This window comes from Rhodobacter xanthinilyticus, assembly GCF_001856665.1.
Taxonomy (GTDB): Bacteria; Pseudomonadota; Alphaproteobacteria; order Rhodobacterales; family Rhodobacteraceae; genus Rhodobacter; species Rhodobacter xanthinilyticus.
In genome coordinates this window covers 27,094-53,716 of sequence record NZ_CP017781.1, presented here as the reverse complement: position 1 = coordinate 53,716, position 26,623 = coordinate 27,094, and the positions used below count along the sequence as shown (strand labels likewise).

Here is a 26,623-nt window from a genome sequence, read left to right as displayed (position 1 = left end):
GACTCTCGCCCTAGCCTGAGCGCAGCAAGAATTGCGTTTACGGGGCGAATCCCATGTCGATCCTTTGGCGACTCATTTTGTTTGTCATGGCTCTGTGCGGGTTCGCCCTGCCGCAGATCGCATTTGCGACCAACATCGGCCTCTCCCAAACCTGCGAACAGGTCGCGACGGAAGCCTCGCGCCGCACCGGCGTGCCGGTTTCCGTGCTCAAGGCGATCTCGCTGACCGAAACCGGGCGCAAGCTCGAGGGGCGTTTCGTGCCCTGGCCCTGGACGGTGAACATGGAGGGCGAGGGGCATTGGTTCGACACGCTCGACGAGGCCCGCGCCTATGTCTTCAAGGAGTTCAAGCGCGGCGCGCGCAGCTTCGATGTCGGCTGCTTCCAGATCAATTACAAATGGCACAACGAGGCGTTTTCCTCGATCGACGAGATGTTCGATCCGCTCTCGAACGCGCTTTATGCGGCGAAGTTCCTGGGCGAGCTCTATCAGGAGATGGGCAACTGGAACGCGGCGGCGGGGGCCTATCACTCGCGCACGAAGGAAAACGCCGATAAATATTCGGCCCGCTTTGCCGAGTTGCGCCAGCGCTATGCCGGGGAGGATGGCAACACGCCGATGCTTGCCCAGGCGCAGGGCGGCTATGGCGATATTCCCGAGATCCCCGATATCGTTGCGGTCGCCAATGGCGCGGTCGAGGTTGCGCCGCCGCGGGTCAATACCTACCCGCTCCTGCAACGGGCCGAAGGCGCGCAGGCGCCGCCGCTCGGGGGCGCGTCGGGCGCGAGCCTCTTTGCCTCCGCGCTGCAGAAGGTCGAGGTCAACTGATGCTGCGCCTGAGTATGCGCGACGTATTCCAGCCGACGATCCTGCTCGCGCTCGCGCTGATGGCGGTCATCGTGATGATGATCCTGCCGGTGCCGTCCTGGGTGCTCGATGTCGGCCTCGCGACCTCCTTCGCGATCGCGATCCTGATCTTCACCGTGACCCTGTTCATCGAGCGCCCGCTGGATTTCTCCGCCTTCCCGACGGTGCTGCTCGCCTCGCTGATGCTGCGGCTCTCGCTCAACGTCTCTTCGACGAAGCTGATCATCGGCCAGGGCCATACCGGCACCGGCGCCGCGGGCGATGTGATCCAGGGCTTTGCCAATTTCATCATGGGCGGGTCGGTGCTGATCGGCCTTGTGGTCTTTGGCGTGATCCTGATCGTGAACTTCATCGTGATCACCAAGGGCGCCGGCCGGATGGCCGAGGTCGGCGCGCGTTTCGCCCTCGATGCGATGCCCGGCAAACAGCTCGCCATCGACGCCGACATGAACGCCGGCGCCATCGATCACGCCGAGGCCCGCGCCCGGCGCGAGCGCGAACAGGCGGAGACGACCTTCTTCGGCTCGCTCGATGGCGCGTCGAAATTCGTCAAGGGCGACGCGGTTGCCGGCCTGATGATCACGATGCTGAACCTCGTGATGGGGCTGATCATCGGCACGATGGTCCATGGCATGCCCGTCGGCCGCGCGCTCGAGACCTATGCGATCCTGACCGTTGGCGATGGTCTCGTCAGCCAGATCCCGGCGGTGATCATTTCGATCGCCTCCGCGATCTTGCTCTCGCGCGGCGGTGCGAAGGGCTCGGCCGATCACGATCTCTTCCAACAGCTTGGCAAATACCCGCCGGCGCTGATCACGGTGGCCGTGCTCATGGCGCTCTTTGCGCTCGTGCCGGGTCTGCCTTTTGTGCCCTTCATGATCGGGGCGATGGTGCTCGGCGGCGCGGGCTATCTGCTCAAACAGGCCGATCTCAAGCGCCAGCGCCGCGAAGCGATGAAGATGCCTCTGCCCAGCGAGCCCGCGAAAAAGAAGTCGCTCGGCGATGTGCTTGATGTCGATGATATTCATGTCGAATTCGCGCCGGATCTGGTTGCCATGGCGCTCGATCCTGCGACCGGGCTCGATGCTCGGATCGCGAATATGCGCAACCATGTCGCGGCCTCCTATGGGCTGATCCTGCCCGAGATCCGGCTGACCGATGACGGCTCGCTCGGGCATGGTGTCTATCGGATCCGCATCCAGGGCGTCGAACAGGCGAAGGACCACCTGCGCCCCGAGGGGGTGCTTGCGCTGATCGCCGACAACCGCGAGTTTCTGCCCCCCGGCGAAGATGTGCGCGAGCCCGTTTATGGCGCTCCGGCCCGTTGGATCCCGGCGGCCGAGCAAGAGGAGGCGGCGCTCTCGGGCTCGACCGTCGTGACCCCGACCGAGGTTCTCGCGACCCATCTGCTCGAGGTGATCAAACGCAACTTCGGGCGGCTGATGAGCCTGCGGGCCTTGCGCAGACTGCTGGAGGAAACCTGCAATCTCTCGGACCCGGTGCGCGCCGATGCCAACCGCCGGATCCTCGACGAGTTGATCCCCGACAAGGTTCCGATCGACCTTCTCCTTTCGGTCTTGCGCCTGCTTCTCGAGGAGCGCGTCTCGATCCGCAATCTTCTCCTCATCGTCGAGGCGATCGCCGAGGCGCGGAACCTGCAATCGCCCGAGGCGATCTGTGAACATGTGCGCCAGCGGCTCGGGTTCCAGCTGATCGCGGATTATCGCCGCGACGATGGCACTTTGCCGCTTCTGCAGCTGGCACCGGAGTGGGAGGATACGTTCACCGCCTACCAATTGCCGAATGATCGCGGCGCCGGCGATATCGCCCTGCCCCCGGACAAATTCAATCGCCTCGTCAACAATATCGCGGAGAAGGTGGCGCGGGCGAGCGAGAGCGGTGTCTTCCCCGCTCTGATCACCTCGACCCGACGTCGACGGTTCCTGAAAACGGTGCTGGCCGCCAAGGGGATGTCGACGCCGGTTCTCAGCTTTGAGGAAATCGGGCTCGACGCAAAACCCGCGATGGTGGGCGTGGTGCCGGTATGATCGAGGCGCTCGCCGAACTTCTGCAGATTTCACAGCAGGCCCTGCTGATCGGGTTTGCGGTGTTCTTGCGGATCGGGAGTGCGATGGCGTTGCTGCCGGCCTTTGGCGAGCAAACGGTTCCGAACCGCGTCAAACTGGTGCTCGGCTTTTCGTTCACGCTCATCGTGGCGCCGGCGGTCGCGCCCGATCTCTTCGCCTTTCAGGGCCGTTTTCCGCCAACCTGGTTCATCGCGGAAATCATGATCGGCCTGATGCTGGGGATCTTGCTGCGTCTCTTCATCATCGCGCTGCAGACGGCGGGCGCCATCGCCGCGCAGGCGACCTCGCTCTCGCAGCTTTTCGGGGGCAGCACCGGCGAGCCGCAGCCGGCCGTGGGGCATCTTCTGGCGATCGCGGGGCTTGCGCTGGCGGTGCAGCTTGGCTTGCATGTGAAGCTCGCGGCGCTATTCATCGGGTCTTACGACGCGCTGCCGCCGGGCGCGATCCCGGACGCCGATCTGATCAAGGCCTGGGGGCTTTCCGGGGTCGCGCAAACCTTCGGTTTGAGCTTTTCGATCGCGGCGCCGTTCGTCCTGGCGGGGCTCGTCTATAACGTCGCGCTCGGGGCGATCAACCGAGCGATGCCACAGCTGATGGTGGCTTTTGTCGGCGCGCCGGCGCTGACGGCGGGCGGGCTCGTCTTGCTGTTCCTCGCGGTGCCGACGGGGCTCATCGTCTGGCATGATGCGTTTGATGCGTTCGTGGCCAACCCGTTTCAGGTGGCGCCATGAGCGAGGAAGACGACAGCGAAAAGGAGTTTGAGCCAACACAGCACAAGCTCGACGAGGCCCGAAAACGCGGCGATCTGGTCAAATCGACGGAGATCTCGGTTGCGGCGGCCTATGCTGGGGTGCTGGTCGCGGCCCTCGGGCTCGGCACCGCGAGCTTTCGCGCCTTTGGCGAGCGCGCGATGGTTCTGATCGATCAGGCCGAGTCTCTGTCGCATCTCATCTTGGCCGATGGCAGCGGCGCGACCGGCGCGATGATCGGCGGGTTCGTTCTCGCGATTGCGCCTTGGTTCGTGCTGCCGATGATCCTGGTCATGGTGTCGTTGCTCGCGCAGCGCGCTCTGGTCTTCGCGCCCGAAAAGCTGATGCCAAAGCTCAGCAGGATCGATCCGATCAGCAATGCGGGGCAGAAATTCGGGCGGAGCGGGCTTTTCGAATTTGCCAAGAGCACCGTGAAACTCGTGATCATCGGGATCATCCTGGGCAAATTCCTGCTCGATCGCATGGACACGATCTTGCTGTCGCAACGGCTCAGCGCGCCGATTGCGACGGTCACGCTGCTCGAGATGCTGAAAGATTTTCTGATCCTGCTGATCCTGATCGCGGTGGTCATCGGCGGCGTCGATTACCTCTGGCAACGCGCGGAATTTCAGCGCCGCAACCGGATGACTCGCAAGGAGCTCATGGATGAGATGAAGCAATCCGAGGGCGATCCCCATATGAAGGCGCAGCGGCGCCAGCGCGGGATCGCGATTGCGATGAATCAGATGATCAGCGACGTCAAGAAAGCCGATGTCGTCGTGGTCAACCCGACCCATTATGCGGTTGCGTTGCAGTGGGAGCGCAAGAGCGGTCGCGCGCCGACCTGTCTTGCCAAAGGCGTGGACGAGATTGCCGCGCGGATCCGGGAGGTGGCGATGGAGAATGGCGTGCCGATCCACTCCGACCCGCCGACGGCGCGCGCGATGTATGCCACGGTCGAGGTCGGTCAGGAGATCCGCCCGGAGCACTACAAGCCCGTTGCCGCGGCCATCCGGTTCGCCGAGAAGATGCGCCGCCGTGCCAAAGAGCGGGGGGCAAGATGAGCTCGATGAAACGGCTTCAGGCGCTACGCCGAATCGCCCAGATCAAGCAGGATATCGAGCTCGCCCGGCTCGCGGCCCTCGCGGCAGAAGAACGCGGGATCAAGATGGAGCAGGAATCGCTTCGAGAGGATCTGCGCAGCGCGTGGCGCGTGACTGAGACGGCGCCGGAAACGGGGGTTGTCGCCATGCAGTTCGGGCGCTGGGTTGATCAGCGTCAGACGGTCCTCGCGCAGGAGGCTGCGCGTCTCTCGGCGCAGCTTGAAGCGCAGCGCGCGGCGTCGGTAAAAGCGCTCGGTCGCGCCGAGGTCATGAAGAAGCTCATGGAAAAGAGCCGCAATGAGATTGCAGCCCTCAAGTCTCGCGGTTGAGATTTACTTGTTGTCCTGCCGGACGATGTCCGAGATCAGCACGGCTTTGACCGACTCACCCAGAGATTGCCGCGCGGCCTCGAGCAGCGCGACGCGCAGGTCATCCATGTTGCTGGTCTCGGTGAAGGTGCCGCGGAAACCACCGGCATTCGCGTGATCAAACAGAACCTGCAAGAACAGATCGCGCAGTTTTGGCTCGACGGCATAGACCTTTTCGGTCGAGCCGATCGTGACCTCGAGGTTCAGCGAGAGAATGATGAGCGCGGTGACCGAGCCGGACTCGACGATCGGCACGACGAACTGGTTATTAAGCTTAACATATTCGACGGTCGGCTCCCCGGGAGGCACCTCCTCGCCATGGCTCTCCGTCGGCGCAGGGGGCACCTCTCCGCAGGGGTTTTCGGCGAGCTTTTCCTCGGGGGGCGGGCGCAGGAAATATCCCGCACCTCCGCCGAGCGCGAGGCCGATGACGGCCAGAAGAATTGGAATGATCTTGCCCATCATGCGCCTCAGAACGGCAAGAGCACGTCGGCGATCTGCTGCCCGATCCGCGGCTGTTGCACATCGGTGATTTGTCCGCGTCCGCCGTAGGAGATCCGCGCGCCGGCGATCTTGTCATAGGTGATTTCGTTTTGACGGCTGACATCTTCGGGCCGGACGAAGCCGGTCACGATCAGCTCGCGCACTTCGTAATTCACGCGAACCTCCTGGCTGCCCTGGATGCGCAAGATCCCGTTGGGCAGGCGGTCGAGCACGGTCGCGGCGACGCGCAGCGTGAGCTTTTCCTTGCGGCTGACGCTGCCGTTGCCTTTGTAGGAGGAGCTCGAATTCGTCGAATAGGCGTCGGCCATGCTCGCGCCGGTAGGCAAATTCTCGTCGATGCGCTGCGGAATGCCGAGCATCGAGGGGATGCCCATCGAATCGGATCCCGCGCGGCTCCGGCCGGTCGAGTTCGAGATTTCGGCTTTGTCGTCGATCTCGATCACTACGGTCATGATGTCGCCGCGCTGCGCCGCGCGCCGGTCGCCCAGCAGTGAGCCGCGCGTGCCCGACCAGAGCGAGGCTTGCTCGGCGGGGGCGGCGGCGCCGACCGTGGTCTCCGGCATCGGCACGGTGTTCATCGCGAAAAACTCATTGCCGGTTTCCACCGGGGTGAAATCGGGGGCTTTGCCAACATCTTCAAGGCGCTGGCAGGCCACGAGCGAGGTCGACAGGAGAAGAATCAGGAGGGGACGCATGGTTTCGGCTTTCATGTTCATTCAACAAACGCGGTGCCATCCGCTGCTATTCTGGCGTAGACGATGGTTTTCGAGGCGGCATTCATGACGCGGATCACGTCGCCCGCGCCGCCGCGCTCCAGCGCGCGGCCTTCGGTCTGGATATTCAGGCCGCGTTTTCGGTAGGCGAGCGGGATCAGTTGATTGCGCTCGACGAGGGTTGGCGGGCCGAGATCCTCGGCGCGCACCGGGCGGCCGGCGTAGAGCGCCACGCGGGTTTCGAGGCCGATGGCTTCCTCGGGATGGGTCAGGGCGCCGATCACCGTCTCGTTGCTCAACGTGACATGCTCGGGGGTGATCAACGTATGGGCGCGGATCGTTGCCGTGGCGATGACCGACTCGGCCGCGGCGGGCAGGGCTCCGAGGGCCAGGGCCAGCAAAACAAGGGGTTTCAGCATCACCGCACCTGTGTCGTTGCGCCAAGCATCTGGTCGGCGGCGGTGATCACCTTGGCGTTCAGCTCGTAGCCGCGCTGGGCCTTGATGAGCTCGGTGATTTCCCGCACCGGATCGACCGAGCTTTCCTCGAGATAGCCTTGGCGCAACGTGCCAAGCCCGTTCTCGCCGGGGTTTGAAACCTGCGCGGCGCCGGAGGCGGGGGTCTCGAGAAAGAGGTTCGAGCCGATGGCTTCGAGGCCCTTTTCGTTGGTGAAGCCCGCGAGCGTGAGCTGGCCGAGGAGCTGCGGATCCACCTGATTGGTGAAATAGGCGTAGACCTCGCCGGCGGCATTGATCGCGAGGCTGCGCGTGTCATCGGGGATGGTGATGCCGGGGACGACGGGGTAGCCGTCGGAGGTGACGATCTGCCCATCGGGGGAGCGTTTGAGGGCGCCATCGCGGGTGTAGGCGGAGACGCCGGAGGGCATGGTGACCTCGAGGTAGCCAAAGCCGTCGATCGCGACATCGAGATCGCCGCCGGTCGAGGAGAGCGAGCCTTGCGAGAGGTTCACGGTGACCGCCGAGGGGCGCACGCCGAGGCCGAGTTGCACGCCGGCGGGGACCACGGTGCCGTCGTTGGCGGTGATCGTGCCGGGGCGGGTCAGCTGTTGATAATGCAGGTCGGCGAATTCGGCGCGGCGGGCGTTGTAGCCCGTCGTCGACATGTTCGCGAGGTTGTTCGAGATGACTTCGACCCGCATTTGTTGGGCGCTCATCCCGGTGGCGGCGATTTGCAGGGCGCGCATGGTCAGGCCTCCTTATCGGCTGAGCGTCGAGATGACGCTGCGGATGCGTTCGTCTTCACGGTCGAGGAAGGTCTGGCCCATTTCATAGGCGCGCTGGACCTCGATCATGCGGGTGATTTCCGAGACGGGGTTGACGTTTGATTCTTCCACATAGCCCTGCAGGAGGGTTGCGCCCTCGGCGGGTTCGGCGCCGGCCTCGATGCTGAAACGGGTGCCGCCGGTGTGGACGAGGCCGTTCGGGTCGCTGGGCAAATAGACGCCGACCTGGGAGAGCAGGTTGCCGTCGGCCGAGAGGGTGCCATCTTGCGCGAGCGAGATGGTTTTCGCATCGGGCGGCACGAAGATCGGGCCGCCGCCGTTGTCGAGGAGGCGGTAGCCGTCGGGGGTCACGAGCTCGCCTTCGGGGCTTGGCGTGAAGGAGCCCGCGCGGGTGAGCTGATTGCCCTGCGGCGTTTCGATCATGAAGTAACCCTCACCTTCGATCGCGAAATCGAAGGTGCCGCCGGTGGCGGCGAGGGGGCCCTGGGCGGTGTTGATATTGCGGCCATGGGCGAAGGCCATCGAGAGCGATTCTTGCTGCCCCTCGAGATTGGCGACATGTTCGGAGAAGATCACGCCCTCGCGGCGAAAGCCCGTGGTCGAGACGTTCGCGATGTTGTTCGCGACGGTCTGCATCTCTTGCATCAGGCCCGATTGGCGCGCGAGGGTGGCGTAGATCGCATTATCCATGGCTCAGCCCCCCGCGATCATCGGGATGATTCGGGTGGTGAAGAAATCCACCAGCGTGTCCGACATGAAGGACATCGAGACCCAGAAAACGACCAGCATCGCGCCGACCTTGGGCACGAAGGTGAGCGTCATTTCCTGCACCGAGGTGAGCGCCTGGAAGAGGCCGATCGCCACGCCGGCGATCAGCGCGACGGCGAGCATCGGGGTCGAGATGATCACCGCGATCCAGAGGCCTTGACGCATGGTGTCGAAAAAAACCGTTTCCTGCATGGCTTACACCGGCATCCTGAGGATTTCCTGGTAGGCCTCGACGACCTTGTTGCGCAGTGTCACCGCGGTTTCGACCGCGAGCTCGGTCTGCGCGAGCGCCTGCACGAGCGAATGCGGGTCGGCATCGCCCACCATCGCGGATTTCGCGGTTTCCTCGCCGTTGCGCAGGGTGTCGGCAAAGCTCGACGCGGCTTTGGAAAACGCGCTTTGCTCAGAGCCCGAAGCCTCCGGGCGCGGGGCCGCGGCGTTGCGGGCCTGAGCATAGCCTTGCGTGGCAAAAGAGGTTCTCACATCCATTCTGGATCTCCTCTAATCAGCGGCGAAGGATATCGAGCAGATCCGACGACATTTGCCGCGTCTGGTCGAACATCCGAAGATTCGCCTCGTAGCTGCGCTGCGCTTCGCGCGCGTCAGCGATTTCAACCACCAGATCGACATTCGAGCCGTCATAGTAGCCGTTGTCATCGGCCAGAGGGTGACCCGGGTCATAGATCCGGGTGAGCTCCTTCTGGTCGAGGTCCACCTTGCCCAGCGTGACTTTGCCGGTCTTCTGCCCGCCTTCGATAACCTCTTCAAAAGAAGCGGTTTTTCGATGGTAGCCGGGGGTATCTGCGTTGGCGATATTCTCCGAGACATGGCGCAGTCGGAGCGACTGGGCCTTCATCCCGGAGGCGGCGAGGGAAAGGGTGCTGGAAAAATCCGACATGGTCAGGTCCGCCCGAGGCTGGTGCGCAGGATGCCCATCGAGGTCTTGTAGATGGTGAGCGCGAGGTCGTGCTGCCGCTTGGCATTCACGCTCGAGACCATCTCCTCCTCGAGGGATACGGCGTTGCCGTTGGGCGACATCGCGCTTTGATCGGCGCGCGCCCGGATTTCTGCGCTGTAAGTGGTATCCGCGCCGATGTGGCCCGACCGCGTCTTGCGCAGGCCGGCGGCATCGTCGCTCTCATAGGTATCGGCGAAGGTCGCGACATCGCGGGCGACATAGCCGGGCGTATCGGCGTTGGCGATGTTCTGCGTCACCGCGGTCTGGCGCAGGCTCGCATTGCTCGCCATAGCCTGAGCCATTTGCATGATCTCGAGTTTCTCGAACATCGGGGTTTCTCCTCCGAGCTATCAACTAAGGCTTAAGAGAGAATCGTTTAGAAAAGGTTTCGACAGCTCAGGAGGCCAGAATGGCATTCGAAGGATTCGACCTGCTCCGCGCGGAGATTTCAGATATTGGCGCCATCCGGCCGGTGGGCCGCGTGTTCGAGGTGAACCGGGGGACGATCGATGTCTCCGGCCTTTCCAGCCGCGCGGCGCTGGGCGACAGGGCGGTGATCCGCTGTCAATCCGGGCGCGAGATCGGCGCCGAGGTGCTCACCTTGCGGCGCGGGGCGGTCACGCTTCTGGCCGATGGCGCGATCGACGGGATCGCGATGGGCGATCAGGTCGAGCTTCTGGGCCAGACCGGGATCGCGCCGGATGATTCCTGGGTCGGGCGGATCGTCGATGCTTTCGGGCAGCCGCTCGATGGCCGGCCCCTGATGCGCGGAGCGGTGGAGCGGTCGCTGCGCGCGAGCCCGCCCGCCGCGGCGCAAAGGCGGCGGCTGGGCGAGCGGGTCGAGACCGGGCTTTCGGTGTTCAACACGCTGCTTCCTCTCGTGCGCGGGCAGCGGATCGGGCTTTTCGCGGGCTCCGGCGTGGGCAAATCCTCGCTGCTGGCCAAGCTCGCGCGCGGGGTGTCGGCCGATGTGGTGGTGATCGCGCTGGTGGGCGAACGCGGGCGCGAGCTGCGCGAGTTTGTCGAGAAGGTGCTCGGCCCCGAGGGGATGGCGCGCTCGGTGATCGTGGCGGCGACCTCGGATCAATCGCCGCTCGTGCGGCGGCGCTGTGCCTGGGCGGCGATGACGGTGGCCGAGCATTTCCGCGATCAGGGCAAGCATGTGCTCTTCCTCGCCGATTCGGTGACGCGCTTTGCCGAGGCGCATCGCGAGGTTGCGCTCGCGGCGGGCGAGCCGCCGAGCCTGCGGGGCTTTCCGCCCTCGACCTCGCATTCGATCATGTCGCTGGCCGAGCGCGCCGGGCCGGGCCTCGAGGGGGCGGGGGATATCACCGCGATCTTCTCGGTTCTCGTCGCGGGCTCGGATATGGATGAGCCGGTCGCCGATATCCTGCGCGGCGTGCTCGACGGCCACGTCGTGCTGGATCGCGCGATTGCCGAGCGCGGGCGGTTCCCGGCGATTGATCTCTTGCGCTCGGTGTCGCGTTCGCTCCCCGATGCGGCGACGGCGGAGGAAAACCGGCTGATCGGTGCAGCGCGGCGGCTTCTGGGCGCCTATGCCAACGCCGAAATGATGATCCAGGCGGGGCTTTATGCCCATGGCTCCGACGCGCAGATCGACAAGGCGATCGCGGTTTACCCCGATCTCGACCAATTCATCGCGCGCGAGGAAGAGGTCGATACCGGCGCGAGCTTCACCCGCTTGGCGGAGATCCTTCGACTTTGAACGAATCGGCTATTTCTGATATCTGTGAAATATGGAAACAGATATCACCGCCCCGCTCTCCGCCCTCAGCCACCCCGGCCGGCTCGAGGTGTTCCGCCTGTTGATGCGCCGCTACCCGCAATCGGTGCGTGCGGGCGAGATCGCGCAGGCGCTCGACACCCGGCCGAGCACGGTTTCGGCCTATCTCGCCGCGCTGATGCAGGCCGGGTTGATCACCCAGCGGCGCGAGAGCACGACGCTTCTCTATCGCGCGGCGCTGGGGCCTTTGCGCGCGATGGTGGGGGAGTTTCTCGAGACGAGCTGCGCGGGGCGGGTCGATCTGGTGCCGCCCGCGGCACAGTTTCCGCAGGCGCGGCGGCTCGGGCTGCTATTCATCGGGCAGGGAAATGCGGCGCGATCCCTGATGGCCGAGGCTTTGTTGCGCGCGCGCGGTGCGGATCGCTTCCACGCCTATTCGGCGGGCGTGGCGCCGGCCGAGGCGCCGAGCCCCCATGCGCTCGACGTTTTGCGCGCCCATGGGGTCGAGGCCGGGCGGCTCGTGCCGCGGGGGCTGGCGGAATTTGTCGACCGGGCCGCGGTGCAGATCGACATCGTGATCACGCTGAGCGATGCGGCCGCGACGGCGCTGCGCGGGCCTTGGCCCGGCGGGCCGGTGCGCAGCCATTGGGGCTTGGCCGACCCGGCGCGCGCCGAGGGCACGGGGGCCGAGCGGCGCGGGGTCTTTGAGGCCGCGTTCGAACAGATCGAGGGGCGGATCGCCAAGCTCGCCGCGCTGCCCGTCGGCACGTTCGGGCGCGGCGCGCTGCAACAGGCGCTCGACGAGATCGGCGCTTAGAAGGTCGGCGGGGTGCAGGCGCTGACGACGTGGCAGGGCTCGGGCCCGACCGCGCGGAACCGGTGCGGGCGGTCGCTCTCGAAGGCATAGGCATCGCCCGGGCCGAGCACCTTGCGCTGGCCGTCGACGGTGACCTCGAGCCGGCCCGAGAGGATGATCCCGGCCTCTTCGCCCTGATGGGTGAGCGGCACGCGGCCGGTATCGGCGCCGGGCTGGTAGATCTCGCGCAACATCTGCAACGCGCGGCCCGCCCGCGGCTCGCCGACCTGACGGTAGGAGATCGGGCCCTTGCCGATCTCGACGAGCTCTTCGGCGGCGAAGAAGAACCGCCGCGGCGCATCCGGCTCAAAGGCGAAGAACTCCGCCAGCCCGATCGGCAGCCCGTCGAGGATGCGCTTGAGCGCGCCGACCGAGGGGTTGATCGTGTTCGATTCGATCAGCGAGATCGTCGAATTCGGCACGCCGACGCGTTTTGCCAGCGCGCGTTGCGACAGGTTGCGCGCCTCGCGCAGCGCGCGCAGCCTGCCGCCGATGTTCACATCCATGACCATGCCCATTTGTTCTGTTCAATATCTGCTAATCTTGTGTTTGCAGATCCATAAAAATCAAGCCCTTGACGGCAGCAAGAAACAGAATTGCGCCGGGGGCAGAACCGTGGCGAGGTGGAGGCTTGAACCGCCGCGCGCCGGCCCCTTCAGGACGCTTCCGATGAACCTTTCCACCAACGATCTGCGCCATGTGATCGAGGCCGACAAGGCCCATGTCTGGCACCACCTCTTCCAGCACAAGGCGCTCGAGACCGTCGACCCGCGGGTGATCATCGAGGGCAAGGGGATCCGGGTCTGGGATGCGACCGGCGCCGAGATGATCGACGCGGTTTCGGGCGGCGTCTGGACGGTGAACGTCGGCTACGGCCGCGAGAGCATCGCGAACGCCGTGCGCGATCAGCTGATCAAGATGAACTATTTCGCCGGTGCGGCGGGCTCGATCCCCGGCGCGCTCTTCGCCGAGAAGCTGATCTCGAAGATGCCGGGGCAGAGCCGCGTCTATTATTCCAACTCCGGCTCGGAGGCGAACGAGAAGGTCTTCAAGATGGTGCGCCAGATCTCGGCGCGGCATTACGGCGGCAAGAAGAACAAGATCCTGTTCCGCGAGCGCGATTATCACGGCACCACGATCGGGGTTCTGGCGGCCTGCGGCCAGCCCGAGCGCGCGGCGATGTATGGGCCCTTCCCCGGCGGCTTCGTGCAGGTGCCGCATTGCCTCGAATATCGCAAGCAATGGGATGTCGAGAACTACGGCGAGCGCGCGGCGGATGCGATCGAGGAGGTGATCCTGCGCGAGGGGCCCGAGACCATCGGCCTGCTCTGCCTCGAGCCGATCACCGCGGGCGGCGGCGTCATCACGCCCCCCGAGGGCTATTGGGCGCGCGTGCAGGAGATCTGCCGCAAATATGATATCTTGCTGCATATCGACGAGGTCGTGTGCGGGCTGGGGCGCACCGGCACCTGGTTTGGCTATCAGAACTACGGCATCGAGCCCGATTTCGTGACCATGGCGAAGGGCGTCGCCTCGGGCTATGCGGCGATTTCCTGCACCACCACCACCGAGCGCGTCTTCGAGATGTTCAAGGATGACGCGGCCGACCCGATGAGCCATTTCCGCGATATCTCGACCTTCGGCGGCTGCACCTCGGGCCCGGCGGCGGCGCTCGAGAACATGCGGATCATCGAGGACGAGAACCTGCTCGAAAATACCCTCGCGATGGGCGAGCGGCTGATGGGCAACCTCTTGGCGCTGCAGGAAAAACACGCGGTGATCGGCGATGTGCGCGGCAAGGGCCTGTTCCAGGGCGCCGAGCTCGTGACCGACCGCAAGACCAAGGAGCCGGTTGCCGAGAAGCTCTGCCAGCAGGTCGTGGCCGAGGCGAGCAAGCGCGGCGTGATCATCGGGGTGACCAACCGCTCGCTGCCGGGGTTCAACAACACGCTCTGCCTGAGCCCGGCGCTGATCGCGACGGCCGATGATATCGACCAGATCACCCATGCGATCGACGGCGCGCTGACGGCGGTTTTCGGCTGAGATCCGGGACATTCGGCGACGGCGGCTCTTCGGGGCCGCCGTTTTGCTTTGCGGAATTCTCCGAAAATGCGAGGGAAAACGCGGCCTCGGCGCCCGATTGCCAAGGGAATTTCCCGCGCTGGCCGCATTTGCGGCGCAATTCCTTACGAAGGTTGAAGACAAGAAACCAAAGCCTCGGAGGAAGCCATGGCCCACGTTTACGCGATCTTCGCCCGGATTGGCCTGTTTGACGGCGGCCGCGATGCGCTGCTCGAGGCGCGCTTTGCGGCGCTGACGACGCGCCAGGCGCGTCTGGCCTCGCGCAAACGCGTTTCGCCGTTCAAATTCGTTTCGAAAGCGGCCTGAGGCGGCTCAGAAATTCACCTCGACCCCGGGCAGACGCAGCTCTTTCATCAGATCGCGCAGCTCCTGCCGGGCGGCGACGTTGGAGATGTTGAGGTTCTCGACGCCCACGTCGCGCAGGTCGAGCAGCGTCAGCCCGCGGGGGAAGAGCTCGCGGAAGATCACGCGCTCCGAAAAGCCCGGCGCCACGCGGAAGCCGATCCGCTTCGAGAGCTGTTCGAGCGCCTCGCCGACCTTGCGTTTGTTGTGCATCTGCTGCGCGCCGAGGCGGTTGCGCAGCACGATCCAGTCGATCGGCTTGAGGCCCGCGCGGGCGCGCAATTGCCGCGCCGACCAGACCATTTCCGAATAGATCGAGGGGCCGACGACCTTGCCGGTCTCGGCATCGGTGCGCGCCAGCAGGTCGAAATCGATGAAGCTGTCGTTGAGCGGCGTGATCAGCGTATCGGCGAGCGAATGGGCGACCTGGCTGAGGCGGGTATGCGAGCCGGGGCAGTCGATCACGATGAAATCGCAGATCGGTTCGAGCTCGGCCACCGCGCTCGAGAGGCGATGGTCATAGGGGTTCTCGCCCTCGGGGAGCGTCGCCGGGTCGACCTCGGGCAGCAGGCGGTAATCGGGGGTGGGCAGGTTCAGCCCCTCGCGTTCGGCGAAGGCGCGGCGGTTCTCGATATAGCGGCCGAAGCTGCGCTGGCGCAGGTCGAGATCGAGCGCGCCGACCTTGTGGCCCATCCGCGCGAGGGCGGTGGCGACATGCATGCAGGTCGTCGACTTGCCCGAGCCGCCCTTTTCGTTGCCGGTCACGATGATATGCGCCACGTCTCTCACCCCGTCATCTCGCGCCTCGCGCGCGTTGCGACACTATAGGTGGCCGGAGCTACCGAGGAAAGCGGCTCCGCGCAAGGGGGCGCACAAGTCGCGCCGCCGTGCCAGCCGCGCCACATAGCAAAAGGGCGCCCGCGGGGGCGCCCTTCGCAAACAGTCGCGGTCGGATCAGAAGCCGAGGCCCGCGTATTTGTTCTTGAACTTCGACACGCGGCCGCCGGTGTCCATCAGCTTGGCCGAGCCGCCGGTCCAGGCGGGGTGCGAGGTCGGGTCGATGTCGAGCGACATGGTGTCGCCTTCTTTGCCCCAGGTCGAGCGGGTCTGATATTCGGACCCGTCGGTCATCTTGATGTTGATGAAGTGATACTTCGGGTGGATGTCGGCTTTCATCGGTCCGCTCCTCAGGCCTTGGCTTTGTAGTTGCTGTCTTCGGCGATACGGGCCGATTTGCCGCGACGCGAGCGCAGGTAGTAGAGCTTGGCGCGACGCACACGGCCACGACGCACGACTTCGATCGAGTCGATGTTGGTCGAGTAGAGCGGGAAGACGCGCTCGACGCCTTCGCCGAAGGAGATCTTGCGCACGGTGAACGACGCCGCGAGGGTCGAGCCGCCTTTGCGGGCGATGCAGACGCCTTCATACATCTGCACGCGCGAACGGGTGCCTTCGGTCACTTTGTAACCGACGCGGATGGTGTCGCCGGCCTTGAAATCCGGGATGTTCTTGCCGAGGGCGGCGATTTGTTCCGCCTCGAGTTGCGCGATCAGGTTCATCGCATGTCCTTTCGTTGCTCGCGGTAGGTCCGCGATGGTCTGAGCGCCTCAGAGCTCTCGGTCTTCCCTCGGGTCCGGGGCTTGCCCGCCCGCCAGAGATAAGGCTTCGTTTTTCGTCCTGGCCTCAGGCCTTGCCCCGTGGAAGAACCGGCGCATCGGCAAAAGGCATCACGGTCCGGCTGGCAGATTCTGCCCCGAACCCGCGCCGTATATGCGCGCGCGGGGCGCCGGTCAAGCCTCTTGCGGGGGCTCCGCGGCCTTTCTGCGTTGGCGTTTTGGCTTTTCCGGCGGCAGGGTGGCGGCATAGGCCTCCCACATGTCGGGGCGGCGTTCGCGGGTCAGGGCCTCGGCCTCGGCGCGGCGCCATTTCGCGATCTCGCCATGGTGGCCGGAGTTCAGAACGGCCGGGATCTCGCGGCCCTCCCATTCCGCCGGGCGGGTGTATTGGGGGTATTCCAGAAGGCCCGAGGAGTGGCTCTCCTCCTCGGTCGAGACGGCGTTGCCGAGCACCTTCGGGATCAGCCGCACCGTCGCGTCGAGCACCACCTGCGCCGCGATCTCGCCGCCGGTCAGGACGAAATCGCCGATCGAGACCTCCTCGATGCCGTAATGGTCGAGCACCCGCTGATCGACGCCCTCGAAACGCCCGCAGAGGATCGTCATCCCCTCGGCCTCGGCAAAGCGGCGCGCCATGGCTTGTGTGAAGCGCTCGCCGCGGGGCGACATGTAGACGACGGGCCAGCGCGCGCGGTCCACCGGCGTGCCGATCGCGGCCTGGTCGAGCGCCGGGCCCACGACATCGGCGCGCAGCACCATCCCCGCGCCGCCGCCCGCGGGCGTGTCATCGACGTTGCGGTGCTTGCCGATCCCGAAGGGCCGCAGCTCGATCGTCTCGAGCGCCCAGAGCCCCATGTCGAGCGCCTTGCCGGTCAGGCTCAGGCCCAGCGTACCGGGGAAGGCATCGGCGAAAAGCGTCACGATCTTCGCCGTCCACGCGCCCTTCAGGCGTTGCTCGGCGCCGAGCTCGCGCGGTTTCAGCGAGGCGGAGATGCTCAGCCGGCCATGCGACTTGAGCGGGAGTTTGGGGGCGTCATCACTCATACGGGGTCCGCGAATGCAAAAGCGCGTCCTTGCGCCGTTTCAGCTCGGCCTTGTCGGAGATTTCGCGGTTGAGCGCAAGAAAAGCCTCCGAAAGCGCAGGCGGGTTGCCGATATTCGTGCGCCGCGCGGGCGGCAGCGCGGCGATCTCCGCCTCGCTCAGCCCGATCAGCCGCAGCGCCGCCGCCGCGGGCCCTTGGGGCAGGGGGGTGAGATCCTCGAGCCAGGCGGTCTCGACCGGGGTCGGCGCAAGCGCGCGGGCGAGGAGGGCGGCTTCCTCCTCCAGCGACGGCGTATCTTTCATCATTTCCAGAAATTCGGACATATCATGCCTGATCTGAATCGAGCGCACGACATGCCCCCAGACCGAGCGCAACCAGCTTTCCCGCCGCCGCAAAGTGTAGAGAAACACGATCTGAGCTTGCGGGCCAAAGCGGCGGCGCAGCTCATCGCGGGTGATCTTCGCAAGCGGGATCGCGGCGCGATCATAGCCCGAAACGAGGCCCGTCAGCGGCCGTCGATGCCCTGGCATGATCCCGCTAAAGCCCTCCCAAGACAGGAAAATCTGATCGTCGTCAGGGAGGCCCGCGAGAAAGGCCCGCAGCGCGCGCCGAAACCGCCAACGCCGCCAGAGCGAGGGCCGAAACCCGAAAGCGCGCGTCGCGTAGCCGACCTCGGGGAAATCTTCCTTCAGATAGATCGCGGCGCGTTCGCGTAGCTCCGCGCGATGGTGGCGCAGATAGTCTTGCAGACTGGAGGTGCCGGTCTTGTGAAAGCCCGCATGCACCACAATCCGGGTCATTCGGCCTCCTCGGGCGGGTCGGCGACGATGCGCCCGGCCTTCAGATCGACGGTGGGGACCACCGTGCGCGTGAAGGGCAGCATCAGCGTCGTGCGGCGTCCCGGCGCATAGATCTCGAGGATGTCGCCCGCGCCGAAATTCTGCACCGCGCGCACCTTGCCGAGCGCCGCGCCGCCGGTGTCGAAGACCTCGAGCCCGATCAGATCGCTGTGGTAGAACTCGTCATCGGGGAGCGAGGGCAGCCGGTCGCGATCGGCCCAGAGGGTGACGCCCTTGAGCGCATCGGCCTCTTCCTTGGTCGCGACGCCGCTCAGCCGCGCGCCCAAGCCCCCGGTCACCGCGCGGGTCAGCCGCACGGTGAAGCTGCGCGCGCCGTCCTCGCTGTAGAGCGGGCCGTAGGCGGCGATATCCTCGGGCATGGTGCAAAAGCTCTTGAGCCGCAACTCGCCCTTCACGCCGAACGAGCCGGCAATCGCGCCGACGCAGATACGATCGGGTTTCGGCATGGGGCCTCCTTTTATGACACGGGCCGGACATTGCTGCCCGGCCCATATTTCTAGCCAAACTCAGAGAGTTGACCAGATTATTCTTCAGCGCCGGCGGCAGCCTTGGCGGCTTTTTCCTCGGCGCGTTTCTTCGCCTTGGCGCCCGGCTCGGCTTTCTTCATGTTCTTGCGCTCGGTTTTCGCGAGAACGCCAGCGGCTTCGAGGAAGCGCGCAACGCGGTCGGTCGGCTGGGCGCCCTGGCCGAGCCAGTATTGCACGCGCTCCATGTTCATCTTGACGCGCTCTTCCGAGTCTTTCGCGAGCAGCGGGTTGTAGGTGCCCAGCTTCTCGAGGAAGCGGCCGTCGCGCGGCATGCGCGAATCGGTCGCGACGATCGCGTAGTGCGGGCGTTTTTTCGAGCCGCCACGGGCGAGACGGATTTTCATAGCCATGGTGTTTCTCCTTTGGATGGCTGTTTGCGGGCTAAACGCCCGTCATTTCTGGAATTTTTCGTGGTGCCGGATGACTTCCGAGATCACGAAGTTGAGGAATTTGCGGGCGAATTCGGGGTCGAGGTCGGCCTCTTTCGCCAGCCGTTCAAGCCGCTCGATCTGCTGCGCCTCGCGGGCGGGGTCAGACGGCGGAAGGTCGTGCTCGGCCTTCAGGCGCCCCACGGATTGGGTGTGCTTGAAGCGCTCGGCGAGCGTATAGACGAGGATCGCATCGAGCCGGTCGATCGAGGCGCGATGTTCCTTGAGCAGAGCGGCGGCGCGGGAAACGGCGTCGGTCATGCGAGATCCTCCGGTTTGGGGTGTCGGTAGACGGTGATCGGCGGCGTACCCGGGAAGGGCGCGGCGGCGTCGGGGGTCGCGCCAAGCCGGCGGGCGAGCGCGACCGAGCGGGTGTTCTCCGGGTCGATGTAGCTCACCGCGGTCTGCCAGCCGAGGATGCGGAAGGCGTGGTCGCGCGCGAGCCGCGCGGCCTCGGCCATGATCCCGCGACCCTCGTGTTCCGGCGCCCAGATCGACCAGGCGATCTCGAATTCCGGCCAGTTGATCGGCGCCCAGGGGCCGACGAGGCCGAGCCCGCGGTCGCTTTGCTGCGTCGTGATGACGAAGGGCCCCCAGCCGCGCAGCACCCAATGGCCGATCACGCCGGCCCAGCCGCGCCAGGCGGCCTCCTCGGTCGGCGTGCCCTCGGGGCGGATCCATTGCCCGCGCGCGGAGAGGAAAAAGTCGCGCCAATGCGCCCAGTCGCGCGCCGCGGGGGCGCGCAGGACGAGGCGGTCGGTCTCGAGAACCGGGGTGGGCGACAGCGCGACGGTCATGCCGCCCCCGCTTTCAGCGCGGCGGGCGCGGGGTGGCGCCAGACCTGCATCGGGCCCTGCCGCTCATGCTGGAAGACGCCCTCGCGGATCGCGCCGAGCCGCTCGGCCACCGCCATCGAGGCGGTATTGCCCGGTTTGATCACGCTGATCAGCGTCGGCAGGCCCATCGCCTCATAGGCATGGGCCCGCACCGCGCGCCCCGCCTCGGTGGCGAAACCGCGGCCCTCGAAGCCGTTGAAGAGATCCCAGCCGAGCTCGATCTCGGGCCAGCCCTCGGGGTTGAACAGACCGACCATGCCCGCGGTGAGGCCGGTCGCCTTTTCCTCGACGATCCAGCGGCCATAGCCGCGCAGGAGCCAATGCCCGGTCTCCATCGCGAGGATCCGCCAGGCGAGCTCGGGCGTCGTCGGGCCGCCGACAAAGCGGGCGCGCTCCGAGCCGTAGAAGTCCGCGAACGTCTTGAAATCGCTCTCGCGCGGGGCGCGGAGCACGAGACGTTCGGTCTCGATCACCGGGATATGGAACACCCCGTCGGTCATTTCTTCTTGCCGAGCCCCAGACCCGAGAGCCCGCCCGGCAGACCAAGCCCGCCAAGCCCCGGCAGACCGCCCATGCCGCCCGGCATTTTCGAGCCGAGCGCCTTGGCGGCCTCTTCGACCTGCGCGGGGTCCATGTTGGCGAGATCGGGCATACCGCCCTTGCCGCCCATCATCTTCACCGCCTGTTTGAGCATGCCGCCTTTGCCCATCTTGCCGATTTTCTTCATCGTATCAGCCATTTGGCGGTGCATTTTCAGCAGGCGGTTGAGCTCGGCCACGTCGAGACCCGCGCCCGCCGCGATCCGTTTCTTGCGGCTGGCCTGCAGGAGATCAGGGTTGGCGCGCTCTTTCTTGGTCATCGAGTTGATCAGCGCGATCTGACGGCGCACCGAGGTGTCGTCGAAGCCCGCGGCCTCGGCGGCCTTGGCCATCTTGCCCATGCCCGGCATCATCGACATGACGCCCTGCATGCCGCCCATCTTGAGCATCTGCTCGAGCTGGCCCTTCATGTCGTTCATGTTGAACAGGCCCTTGGCGAAGCGTTTCGCCATCCGCTCGGCCTGTTCGGCCTCGAGCGTTTCTTGCGCCTTTTCAACGAGGGCGACGATATCGCCCATGCCGAGGATGCGGCCCGCGATCCGGCTCGCCTCGAAGGTTTCGAGCGCGTCCATCTTCTCGCCGAGGCCGACGAAGCGGATCGGCTTGCCGGTGGTGGCGCGCATCGAGAGCGCCGCGCCGCCGCGGCCGTCGCCATCCATCCGGGTCAGGACGACGCCGGAGATGCCGACCTTGTCCTCGAATTCCTGCGCGACCTCGACCGCGACCTGGCCGGTGAGGCCGTCGACGACGAGCAGCGTCTCGCGCGGGGTGACCGCGTCGCGCACGGCCTGGACCTCGTCCATCAGGACTTCGTCGATGTGGAGCCGGCCCGCGGTGTCGAGCATGTAGACGTCATAGCCGCCGAGCGTCGCCTGTTGCTTGGCGCGTTTGGCGATCTGGACGGCGGTTTCTCCCTTCACGATCGGCAGCGTGTCGACGCCGACCTGGGTGCCGAGGATGGCGAGCTGTTCCATCGCGGCCGGGCGATAGATGTCGAGCGAGGCCATGAGCACGCGCTTGCCGTTGCGCTCCTTGAGGCGGCGGGCGAGTTTCGCGGTCGTGGTGGTTTTGCCCGAGCCCTGCAGGCCGACCATCAGGATCGGCGCGGGCGGGTTGTCGATTTTCAGCGCATCGGCCTCGCCTTCGCCCGAGAGCATCGCGACGAGCTCGTCATGGACGATTTTCACGACCTGCTGGCCGGGGGTGATCGATTTGGTGACCGAGGCGCCGGTGGCCTTGGCCTCGACCTTCTTGATGAAATCGCGCGCAACCGGGAGCGAGACGTCGGCCTCGAGCAGCGCAACGCGCACTTCGCGCAGCGCGGTGCGCACGTCATCGGCCGACAGGGCGCCCTGTTTCGTCAGGCGCTCAAAGACGCCGCCAAGGCGTTCGGAGAGACTTTCGAACATGTGCACCTCCTCAGGTGGGCCGAAACCGACCGGACAAACGACAAGCGCACCAGTGGGCGCAACGCGCTGACTGGTGGCGATCCCCGCGTCATGCAGGGACCGGAGGGGACTGCCTCCGGGGAATCTCGGGTTGCTTATGCAAAATGGCGCGTGGAGTCAACCTTTGCTGCGGTTTCGTGGGTGGTTGACGGCGGCGGCGGGCAAGTCAGCTGGCGGGTCTACTGATCCTCGGTCGAAAGTTTGTCCATGAGCGCACCGAAAGCCTCGCGCTCCGCTTTGCTCTGTTCGAGAAGAGAGCGGGATTTCGTGAGCAGGCCTTGTTCCGGCGCGGGGTCGGTCTCGGGGGTTGCCGGTGGCGCAAGCCCGTAAAGCTCGACGATCCGCTGTTGTTCCTCGGCCCCGCCCGCGCCAACGCTGGCCCAATCGCCGGCGCGCCAGGCCTCGGCGACGGCCGCTTCGGAGTTTCCGGCTTTGCGAAACGCGGCCTGCGCCGCCATATGTTCGCCCAAGGCTTTCAGCGCCTGCGCGCGCAGTTCCTCCGCTTCCGGGGAGGGCACACCATCCAGATGCGCGAGCGCGGACGGCGCGTCATGATCTTCGAGCGCGGCGCGCGCCAGAAGAACGCGCCCCGCGTCGAAAGAGAAAGCCTCGGCGCCAAGCGCGGCTCTCGCGGCGCGACCAAAGCCTTGATCCAGAAGGCGATTTGCCAGTTTTACGCGCAGATCTCGCGACAGGGCCGCCGTAGGCACACGGCGGCTTTGCGCGAAATAGCTCCGCAAGAAGATCGCATCGTCAGGCACATCCGCCAGTTGGGCGAACAGATCTCGAGTGGTTTCCTGTTGAAGCGCCTGCTCCTTGCCCTCCGGCCAGGATTGCATCGCCGAGAAGGCTTCCCCGAAACGGCCCACCGAGCCGAGACCGAGCATATGCGCGCGCAGCAGCGCGATCCCGTCGTCAGAGGGAAGAAGCTCGTAAGCGAGCCCTCCGGTCTGATCGATCGTCGCATCGTCGACCGCTTCCCCCCGCTCGAGGCGCCCCTGGACCAGAAGAATCAACGCGGTAAGAGCCGCATTGTCGTTGTTCTTGACCAGTTTTTCCAAGAGCGGTTCGGCTTTCTCGGGGGCCCCTTCGGCATGGGCCACCCTCGCCTCCACGAGATTGAGCGTTTCCGAAGGTTGCCCGGAACCGCGTTGCAGAGCGAGGCGAATAGAATCCGCGATGTCAGGGGCACCGATGGCGATCAACCGCTCGACCAGCCGTTCCCCAATGATGGTGCGCAACACTGGCGGCAGGGAGGAATAGGCCCTTTGAATGGCGCCAACGTTGTAATCGCTTCGCAATTTTGGAGACTCACTGGCCAGCAGCGCCCAAAGCGCGACTTTTCCATCGCAGCCGCCCATCTTGCGCAGATCGGATTGCTCGCCGACGGGTTGTTCGTCGACAAGCTTCGCGAGTTCGTTGATCGGAGCGCTTTGATCCGGCGGGATGTCGAGGCTCTGCAGGACCGAGCGCGCTTCGAAGCCGAACCCATATGCCACGTAGATCTGCGCGAGTTTGATCGCGTCCGCAACTTGCGGCTCGTCGAACTCTCCAACGAGCGCCCGTCTTGCCTCACCGATTTGCGTTTCCGGTGGGCGGTCATCAATCCATGACGCGGGATCGACATCCGTGTCATCCCAACAGCCCGCGCCGCTGTCGCTGAAAGAAGTTCCCAGCGCGAGGTCGAGTGTTTCGCGATCGATCGCGGTCTCGGATTGGATGGCGATATGGTCCGCGGCGCGATAGGTCGGCTCCTCTGACGGAGCGGGGGGCTGGGTCTCGCTTGTTTCGGTGCCGGGGGCCTTCGGTATCTCGTGTTTAGGGATATCGAGGCTGAGCAGCCCCTGCGACGCGGCGCGGCTCAGTTGTTCGAGAAGCTCTGATTCTGCCTTCTGGATGCGCGGATCAGGGGCCTCCAGGGGGAGGGCTGCGCGCGCCGTCGTCTCGGGGGACGTCTCGGCGCTTTCCAGACTTTCCGTTACCGGGAAACTGCGACTTTGCAAGAACTTGTCAAGGTTCGGTGCAAGCGGCCGGCTCGGCATCGGCAAGGCCACCTGGTTCTGAGATCGCTCCTGCAGGGGTTGGGGGCGTGTCCCCTCGCGAAAGTCGATGACGACCGGCCCATCCGAAAGCTGGAATGCTTCGGCGACAACAGTCTCGGGGATACTGAAGCTGAGCCCCTTGCCTGCATTCTCGGCGGAGATGCCTTGCACGCGGGTTTTCGGGATGAAACGGAAAACGTTAGTTAAATCATAGTCATGCTTTGCGCCCGGGGTCTCAAGTCGATAGCCGCGCTCATCCGCCTCGAGCGTCCAGGTGCTGCCAGCCGGCAACATCACGACCAGCCGGGTGAATTCTTCATGCTCGCCCGAGCGCACCAGAACCTCTTGGCCGAAGGCTGGCACCGCCAGAACAAGAAGGGCTGCTGTGAGGAGCGATTTCATGCGGCCTCCGATTTCACCGCCTTGAGGGCTTCCTCCAGGTCGGAAAAGCTCGGCCGGATATGATGCGGCGTGTTCTGGCGACCAACCTCGATGCAGATGTTGGTGGCGTGATTGTGCAGGTTCGCGACCAGTACCTCCCGAATCAGCTTGTAGAAATGGCTGTCCTCCTCGATCACGGCCTTGATGCGCGTTGCGAAAGGCGCCACGAACCCGTAAGCGAGAAAAACGCCCAGAAATGTGCCGACGAGCGCGCCACCGATCATCTTGCCAAGGATTTCGGGCGGTTGGTCAATCGAGGCCATGGTCTTGATAACGCCCAAGACCGCGGCGACGATCCCAAGGGCTGGCATGGCATCTGCGATTGACTGGATCGCATGGCTCGAATGCATGGCGTGGTGGAAGTTGGCGTCGAGTTGCTTTTCGAGCACCTCTTCCACCTGATGGGGGTCATCGTAGTTCATCGATGCGGACCGCATCGTGTCACAGATCATCTCGATCGCTTCATGGTCGCCGAGGATCTTCGGATATTTTCCGAAGATCGAGGAGTTCTCCGGCGCTTCGATGTGCTCTTCGATCGCGACCGGGTTTTGACGGGCAAGGCGGATCAGTTCGAAGAGAAGGCACAGAAGGTCACGGTAGTCGCCGGGTTTCCACTTTGGTCCTTTGAAAACCTTGCCGACGTCTTTCAGCGTATGCTTGATGGCCGCAAGATCATTGGAGAGCACGAAGGAGCCAGCGGCGGCACCGCCGATCATGATGAACTCGAAAGGCAGGGCTTTCAGAATGATCCCCATCTTCCCGCCCGCGGCGACATAGCCGCCAAAGACCATCACGAAGATGATCACGATGCCGACAATACCAATCATCGGGCTGCCTCCTTGAATTTTCCTGATCGTGTCAGATTGTCGTTAACAAAGCCTGATCAGATCAATTTTTCGGGGCATTTGCGTTGCGCCCCGCCATGATCACGCTGATCGAATACGCCGTCTTTGGGTCAAGCCCGGCGAGAACCGCCGCAGCCGCATCGGGACGCATGCGGGCCAGGAAGCCTGCTGCGAAATCCGGAGCCATTTCCTCGAACAGCGGCGCGGCCTCCTTTGGCTTCATGTTCTCGTAAAGGGTCACGAGCCGGGTCACATCCGCATCCGCGGCGCTGTCTGCGATCGCAACGGTCTTGGCCAGCTCCTCCTCCGCAGCCTTCAGCTCTACCAGCCGCGTTTCGAGCTGCTTTTGGGCGAGCTTCACCGCTTGATCGCGGTCGGCCAACAAACCTTCTCGCTCCGCCAGCCGTTTTTCACGCGCCTGAATCTCGGACAGAAGCGCGAGCGTTCCGGCATCCGTCGTACATTCCTGCTGCGCCTCATCTGCCGTTGCGGTCGGCTCGGCGGCGCGCGCGAGGGCTGCGCCGACGCCATTTCCGAGCCGGATCAAGCCGGCGGACAGAAAGAGAGTCGCGATCAGGATGAGACTGCCACGTCCGGGCCTGAACTTGCGTTTACGCTTGGCTGGTGAGGGTTTCGAGGCGGGTTTCGGCTTCATTCTGCGGCCTCCAGATCATTGGTCCGCCCGCGCCGCCGAACCACCCGGTGGCGCCGTGAGTCGGTATCGGAGTCGGGAAGATCGTGCAGGGAGGCGAGCATGATCTCGAGTCTCTCGGCACCGTTTTCGGCGCGCTCGGTCAGGGCCTTCAACTGCTCCGCAGAGGCGGCTGCCGTCGCCTGGGCACGCACGAGCGCCTTTGTCATGTCGTCAACCTGCGCCGAGAGCACCGCGATCGCCCCGCCCATGCCGCTTTCGAGCTGGTTGAAGCGGGTGAGTCGCCGCGACAGAACGATGCAATAGACTGCGGCGGCCAAGGCGGCGGCGCCCAGCAGGATATCGGAAATCAGTTGCATGGGCGTCCTCCTCAGTTCAGCACGAATTCGATGACGAGAAGATCGTTGACGCGACCCTCCCCCACGACGATCTGGATCCGGCGCAGCATCTGCGCGCGCATCCGGAAGAGCGCGGTTCTATCCTCCAGTTCGGAGACCTCGATTGCGCGCAGGTAACCGTTGAGAATATCCATGATCCGCGGCTTCAGAAGCTCTACATCCTTTTGATATTGAAGGGGAACTTCGAGCTGCGCGGAGAATCGCAGATGCCGCGCATTGCCGCCGGAAAGCGAAATCACCATCGGGTCCAGGGGCACGAAGGCGATCGCGGGAAGCGCCTCGGGTGTGTGTTCCTCGGCGGGGGGGCCTCTTCATGCGCGCCACCGCCCAGGATCATCCCGGAATACACCGCAAAAAATGCCCCGCCCCCAAGCGCCAGCATCAGCACAAGACCGATGATGAGCGGGAGCTTCGACTTCTTCTTGGGGGCCTCTTCGCCCTCGATCGCTGGTTCAGACATGGCGTCACCGATTTCTTCGTCGCTTAACGCTATACCCCGAGATCC

35 protein-coding genes and 1 pseudogene are annotated in these 26,623 nt (G+C 64.9%); 10 read left to right on the top strand and 26 right to left on the bottom strand.

Going from position 1 to position 26,623, the window contains the following annotated elements; all coding sequences use genetic code 11:
• Nucleotides 1-53: 53 nt before the first annotated feature.
• Genes LPB142_RS00280 through LPB142_RS00260 form a run of 5 tightly spaced genes read left to right on the top strand, consistent with a single transcriptional unit; the run spans nucleotide 54 to nucleotide 5,134 of the window.
• Nucleotides 54-827, top strand: a complete 774-nt coding sequence (locus LPB142_RS00280) for a transglycosylase SLT domain-containing protein (RefSeq protein ID WP_071165194.1) — start codon at nucleotides 54-56, stop codon at nucleotides 825-827.
• The gene (flhA, locus tag LPB142_RS00275; RefSeq protein WP_071165193.1) at nucleotides 827-2,914 is read left to right on the top strand and encodes a flagellar biosynthesis protein FlhA; all 2,088 of its coding nucleotides are present in this window, start codon (nucleotides 827-829) and stop codon (nucleotides 2,912-2,914) included. Before LPB142_RS00280 ends, flhA begins: the two co-directional genes overlap by 1 nt.
• The gene (locus LPB142_RS00270; protein WP_068765622.1) at nucleotides 2,911-3,684 is read left to right on the top strand and encodes a flagellar biosynthetic protein FliR; all 774 of its coding nucleotides are present in this window, start codon (nucleotides 2,911-2,913) and stop codon (nucleotides 3,682-3,684) included. The genes flhA and LPB142_RS00270 overlap by 4 nt, the downstream gene beginning before the upstream one ends.
• Complete coding sequence (locus tag LPB142_RS00265; RefSeq protein ID WP_068765621.1) at nucleotides 3,681-4,766, top strand: EscU/YscU/HrcU family type III secretion system export apparatus switch protein; 1,086 nt, start codon at nucleotides 3,681-3,683, stop codon at nucleotides 4,764-4,766. Before LPB142_RS00270 ends, LPB142_RS00265 begins: the two co-directional genes overlap by 4 nt.
• Complete coding sequence (locus LPB142_RS00260) at nucleotides 4,763-5,134, top strand: hypothetical protein (protein WP_068765620.1); 372 nt, start codon at nucleotides 4,763-4,765, stop codon at nucleotides 5,132-5,134. Before LPB142_RS00265 ends, LPB142_RS00260 begins: the two co-directional genes overlap by 4 nt.
• A 3-nt stretch (nucleotides 5,135-5,137) precedes the next feature.
• On the opposite strand, the gene LPB142_RS00255 is transcribed toward LPB142_RS00260, so the two are convergent.
• Genes LPB142_RS00255 through LPB142_RS00215 form a run of 9 tightly spaced genes read right to left on the bottom strand, consistent with a single transcriptional unit; the run spans nucleotide 5,138 to nucleotide 9,688 of the window.
• Nucleotides 5,138-5,638 carry a flagellar basal body-associated FliL family protein gene (locus tag LPB142_RS00255; RefSeq protein ID WP_068765619.1) on the bottom strand — a complete coding sequence of 167 codons (501 nt, stop codon included), beginning with the start codon at nucleotides 5,636-5,638 and terminating at the stop codon, nucleotides 5,138-5,140.
• Between the two features lie 5 nt (nucleotides 5,639-5,643).
• On the bottom strand, nucleotides 5,644-6,372 hold the full coding sequence (gene flgH / locus LPB142_RS00250; RefSeq protein WP_071167064.1) for a flagellar basal body L-ring protein FlgH: 729 nt from the start codon (nucleotides 6,370-6,372) through the stop codon (nucleotides 5,644-5,646).
• A 17-nt stretch (nucleotides 6,373-6,389) separates the two neighbouring features.
• Nucleotides 6,390-6,809 carry a flagellar basal body P-ring formation chaperone FlgA gene (gene flgA / locus LPB142_RS00245; protein WP_068765618.1) on the bottom strand — a complete coding sequence of 140 codons (420 nt, stop codon included), beginning with the start codon at nucleotides 6,807-6,809 and terminating at the stop codon, nucleotides 6,390-6,392.
• Nucleotides 6,809-7,594, bottom strand: coding sequence for a flagellar basal-body rod protein FlgG (gene flgG, locus LPB142_RS00240; RefSeq protein ID WP_068765617.1), 786 nt, complete (start codon nucleotides 7,592-7,594; stop codon nucleotides 6,809-6,811). The genes flgA and flgG overlap by 1 nt, the downstream gene beginning before the upstream one ends.
• Before the next feature lie 12 nt (nucleotides 7,595-7,606).
• Entirely contained in the window at nucleotides 7,607-8,323 is a 717-nt protein-coding gene (locus LPB142_RS00235; protein WP_071165192.1) for a flagellar hook-basal body complex protein, read from the bottom strand.
• A 3-nt stretch (nucleotides 8,324-8,326) separates the two neighbouring features.
• Complete coding sequence (locus LPB142_RS00230; protein WP_068765615.1) at nucleotides 8,327-8,593, bottom strand: flagellar biosynthetic protein FliQ; 267 nt, start codon at nucleotides 8,591-8,593, stop codon at nucleotides 8,327-8,329.
• Between the two features lie 3 nt (nucleotides 8,594-8,596).
• A complete protein-coding gene (gene fliE / locus LPB142_RS00225) occupies nucleotides 8,597-8,890 on the bottom strand; it encodes a flagellar hook-basal body complex protein FliE (RefSeq protein ID WP_068765614.1) in 294 nt (97 codons plus the stop codon).
• Nucleotides 8,891-8,906: 16 nt separating this feature from the next.
• Nucleotides 8,907-9,299: a flagellar basal body rod protein FlgC gene (flgC, locus tag LPB142_RS00220; protein ID WP_071165191.1), complete on the bottom strand. Its 393-nt coding sequence runs from the start codon at nucleotides 9,297-9,299 to the stop codon at nucleotides 8,907-8,909.
• 2 nt (nucleotides 9,300-9,301) lie between these two features.
• Nucleotides 9,302-9,688, bottom strand: a complete 387-nt coding sequence (locus LPB142_RS00215) for a FlgB family protein (protein ID WP_071165190.1) — start codon at nucleotides 9,686-9,688, stop codon at nucleotides 9,302-9,304.
• 80 nt (nucleotides 9,689-9,768) lie between these two features.
• On the opposite strand from LPB142_RS00215, the gene LPB142_RS00210 reads away from it, so the two are divergent.
• Both LPB142_RS00210 and LPB142_RS00205 read left to right on the top strand, forming a co-directional pair.
• Nucleotides 9,769-11,085 (top strand): FliI/YscN family ATPase, encoded by a 1,317-nt coding sequence (locus LPB142_RS00210; RefSeq protein ID WP_071165189.1) that lies wholly within the window; start codon nucleotides 9,769-9,771, stop codon nucleotides 11,083-11,085.
• Nucleotides 11,086-11,116: 31 nt separating this feature from the next.
• Nucleotides 11,117-11,920, top strand: a complete 804-nt coding sequence (locus tag LPB142_RS00205) for an arsenate reductase/protein-tyrosine-phosphatase family protein (protein ID WP_071165188.1) — start codon at nucleotides 11,117-11,119, stop codon at nucleotides 11,918-11,920.
• Here the strand turns inward: LPB142_RS00205 and LPB142_RS00200 are convergent.
• Nucleotides 11,917-12,465 carry a cupin domain-containing protein gene (locus LPB142_RS00200; RefSeq protein WP_071167063.1) on the bottom strand — a complete coding sequence of 183 codons (549 nt, stop codon included), beginning with the start codon at nucleotides 12,463-12,465 and terminating at the stop codon, nucleotides 11,917-11,919. The two genes, LPB142_RS00205 and LPB142_RS00200, sit on opposite strands and share 4 nt — an antisense overlap.
• Nucleotides 12,466-12,628: 163 nt before the next feature.
• Between LPB142_RS00200 and LPB142_RS00195 the strand changes: the two genes are divergently transcribed.
• Nucleotides 12,629-14,002, top strand: coding sequence for an aminotransferase family protein (locus LPB142_RS00195; RefSeq protein WP_071165187.1), 1,374 nt, complete (start codon nucleotides 12,629-12,631; stop codon nucleotides 14,000-14,002).
• A 186-nt stretch (nucleotides 14,003-14,188) separates the two neighbouring features.
• Nucleotides 14,189-14,347, top strand: a complete 159-nt coding sequence (locus tag LPB142_RS18880) for a hypothetical protein (RefSeq protein WP_156506791.1) — start codon at nucleotides 14,189-14,191, stop codon at nucleotides 14,345-14,347.
• A gap of 6 nt (nucleotides 14,348-14,353) precedes the next feature.
• On the opposite strand, the gene LPB142_RS00190 is transcribed toward LPB142_RS18880, so the two are convergent.
• The 16 genes and pseudogenes from LPB142_RS00190 to LPB142_RS00115 form a co-directional block, all read right to left on the bottom strand.
• A complete protein-coding gene (locus tag LPB142_RS00190; RefSeq protein ID WP_068765607.1) occupies nucleotides 14,354-15,163 on the bottom strand; it encodes a division plane positioning ATPase MipZ in 810 nt (269 codons plus the stop codon).
• A 174-nt stretch (nucleotides 15,164-15,337) separates the two neighbouring features.
• The gene (rpmE, locus tag LPB142_RS00185; RefSeq protein ID WP_068765606.1) at nucleotides 15,338-15,559 is read right to left on the bottom strand and encodes a 50S ribosomal protein L31; all 222 of its coding nucleotides are present in this window, start codon (nucleotides 15,557-15,559) and stop codon (nucleotides 15,338-15,340) included.
• Nucleotides 15,560-15,570: 11 nt separating this feature from the next.
• Entirely contained in the window at nucleotides 15,571-15,942 is a 372-nt protein-coding gene (rplS, locus tag LPB142_RS00180; protein ID WP_068765605.1) for a 50S ribosomal protein L19, read from the bottom strand.
• Nucleotides 15,943-16,173: 231 nt separating this feature from the next.
• Nucleotides 16,174-17,043 (bottom strand): tRNA (guanosine(37)-N1)-methyltransferase TrmD, encoded by an 870-nt coding sequence (gene trmD, locus LPB142_RS00175; RefSeq protein ID WP_082872872.1) that lies wholly within the window; start codon nucleotides 17,041-17,043, stop codon nucleotides 16,174-16,176.
• Nucleotides 17,036-17,842 (bottom strand): hypothetical protein, encoded by an 807-nt coding sequence (locus LPB142_RS00170; protein WP_071165186.1) that lies wholly within the window; start codon nucleotides 17,840-17,842, stop codon nucleotides 17,036-17,038. Before LPB142_RS00170 ends, trmD begins: the two co-directional genes overlap by 8 nt.
• Nucleotides 17,839-18,348 carry a ribosome maturation factor RimM gene (gene rimM / locus LPB142_RS00165; RefSeq protein WP_068765603.1) on the bottom strand — a complete coding sequence of 170 codons (510 nt, stop codon included), beginning with the start codon at nucleotides 18,346-18,348 and terminating at the stop codon, nucleotides 17,839-17,841. Before rimM ends, LPB142_RS00170 begins: the two co-directional genes overlap by 4 nt.
• A 77-nt stretch (nucleotides 18,349-18,425) precedes the next feature.
• Complete coding sequence (gene rpsP, locus LPB142_RS00160; RefSeq protein ID WP_068765602.1) at nucleotides 18,426-18,779, bottom strand: 30S ribosomal protein S16; 354 nt, start codon at nucleotides 18,777-18,779, stop codon at nucleotides 18,426-18,428.
• Nucleotides 18,780-18,821: 42 nt separating this feature from the next.
• The gene (locus LPB142_RS00155) at nucleotides 18,822-19,118 is read right to left on the bottom strand and encodes a chorismate mutase (protein WP_068765601.1); all 297 of its coding nucleotides are present in this window, start codon (nucleotides 19,116-19,118) and stop codon (nucleotides 18,822-18,824) included.
• Nucleotides 19,115-19,654 carry a GNAT family N-acetyltransferase gene (locus tag LPB142_RS00150; RefSeq protein WP_068765600.1) on the bottom strand — a complete coding sequence of 180 codons (540 nt, stop codon included), beginning with the start codon at nucleotides 19,652-19,654 and terminating at the stop codon, nucleotides 19,115-19,117. Before LPB142_RS00150 ends, LPB142_RS00155 begins: the two co-directional genes overlap by 4 nt.
• A complete protein-coding gene (locus LPB142_RS00145; RefSeq protein ID WP_068765599.1) occupies nucleotides 19,651-20,193 on the bottom strand; it encodes a GNAT family N-acetyltransferase in 543 nt (180 codons plus the stop codon). The genes LPB142_RS00150 and LPB142_RS00145 overlap by 4 nt, the downstream gene beginning before the upstream one ends.
• Nucleotides 20,190-21,701, bottom strand: coding sequence for a signal recognition particle protein (ffh, locus tag LPB142_RS00140; protein ID WP_071165185.1), 1,512 nt, complete (start codon nucleotides 21,699-21,701; stop codon nucleotides 20,190-20,192). The genes LPB142_RS00145 and ffh overlap by 4 nt, the downstream gene beginning before the upstream one ends.
• Before the next feature lie 218 nt (nucleotides 21,702-21,919).
• The gene (locus LPB142_RS00135; RefSeq protein WP_071165184.1) at nucleotides 21,920-24,184 is read right to left on the bottom strand and encodes a hypothetical protein; all 2,265 of its coding nucleotides are present in this window, start codon (nucleotides 24,182-24,184) and stop codon (nucleotides 21,920-21,922) included.
• The gene (gene motA / locus LPB142_RS00130) at nucleotides 24,181-25,050 is read right to left on the bottom strand and encodes a flagellar motor stator protein MotA (protein WP_068765596.1); all 870 of its coding nucleotides are present in this window, start codon (nucleotides 25,048-25,050) and stop codon (nucleotides 24,181-24,183) included. Before motA ends, LPB142_RS00135 begins: the two co-directional genes overlap by 4 nt.
• Nucleotides 25,051-25,111: 61 nt before the next feature.
• Nucleotides 25,112-25,723 carry a MotE family protein gene (locus LPB142_RS00125; RefSeq protein WP_068765595.1) on the bottom strand — a complete coding sequence of 204 codons (612 nt, stop codon included), beginning with the start codon at nucleotides 25,721-25,723 and terminating at the stop codon, nucleotides 25,112-25,114.
• On the bottom strand, nucleotides 25,720-26,079 hold the full coding sequence (locus tag LPB142_RS00120; protein ID WP_068765594.1) for a hypothetical protein: 360 nt from the start codon (nucleotides 26,077-26,079) through the stop codon (nucleotides 25,720-25,722). Before LPB142_RS00120 ends, LPB142_RS00125 begins: the two co-directional genes overlap by 4 nt.
• An 11-nt stretch (nucleotides 26,080-26,090) precedes the next feature.
• A pseudogene (locus LPB142_RS00115) lies at nucleotides 26,091-26,515 on the bottom strand (flagellar basal body-associated FliL family protein).
• On the opposite strand from LPB142_RS00115, the gene LPB142_RS19490 reads away from it, so the two are divergent.
• Entirely contained in the window at nucleotides 26,432-26,605 is a 174-nt protein-coding gene (locus LPB142_RS19490) for a hypothetical protein (RefSeq protein ID WP_232231019.1), read from the top strand. The pseudogene LPB142_RS00115 and the gene LPB142_RS19490 overlap by 84 nt on opposite strands.
• Nucleotides 26,606-26,623: the final 18 nt, after the last annotated feature.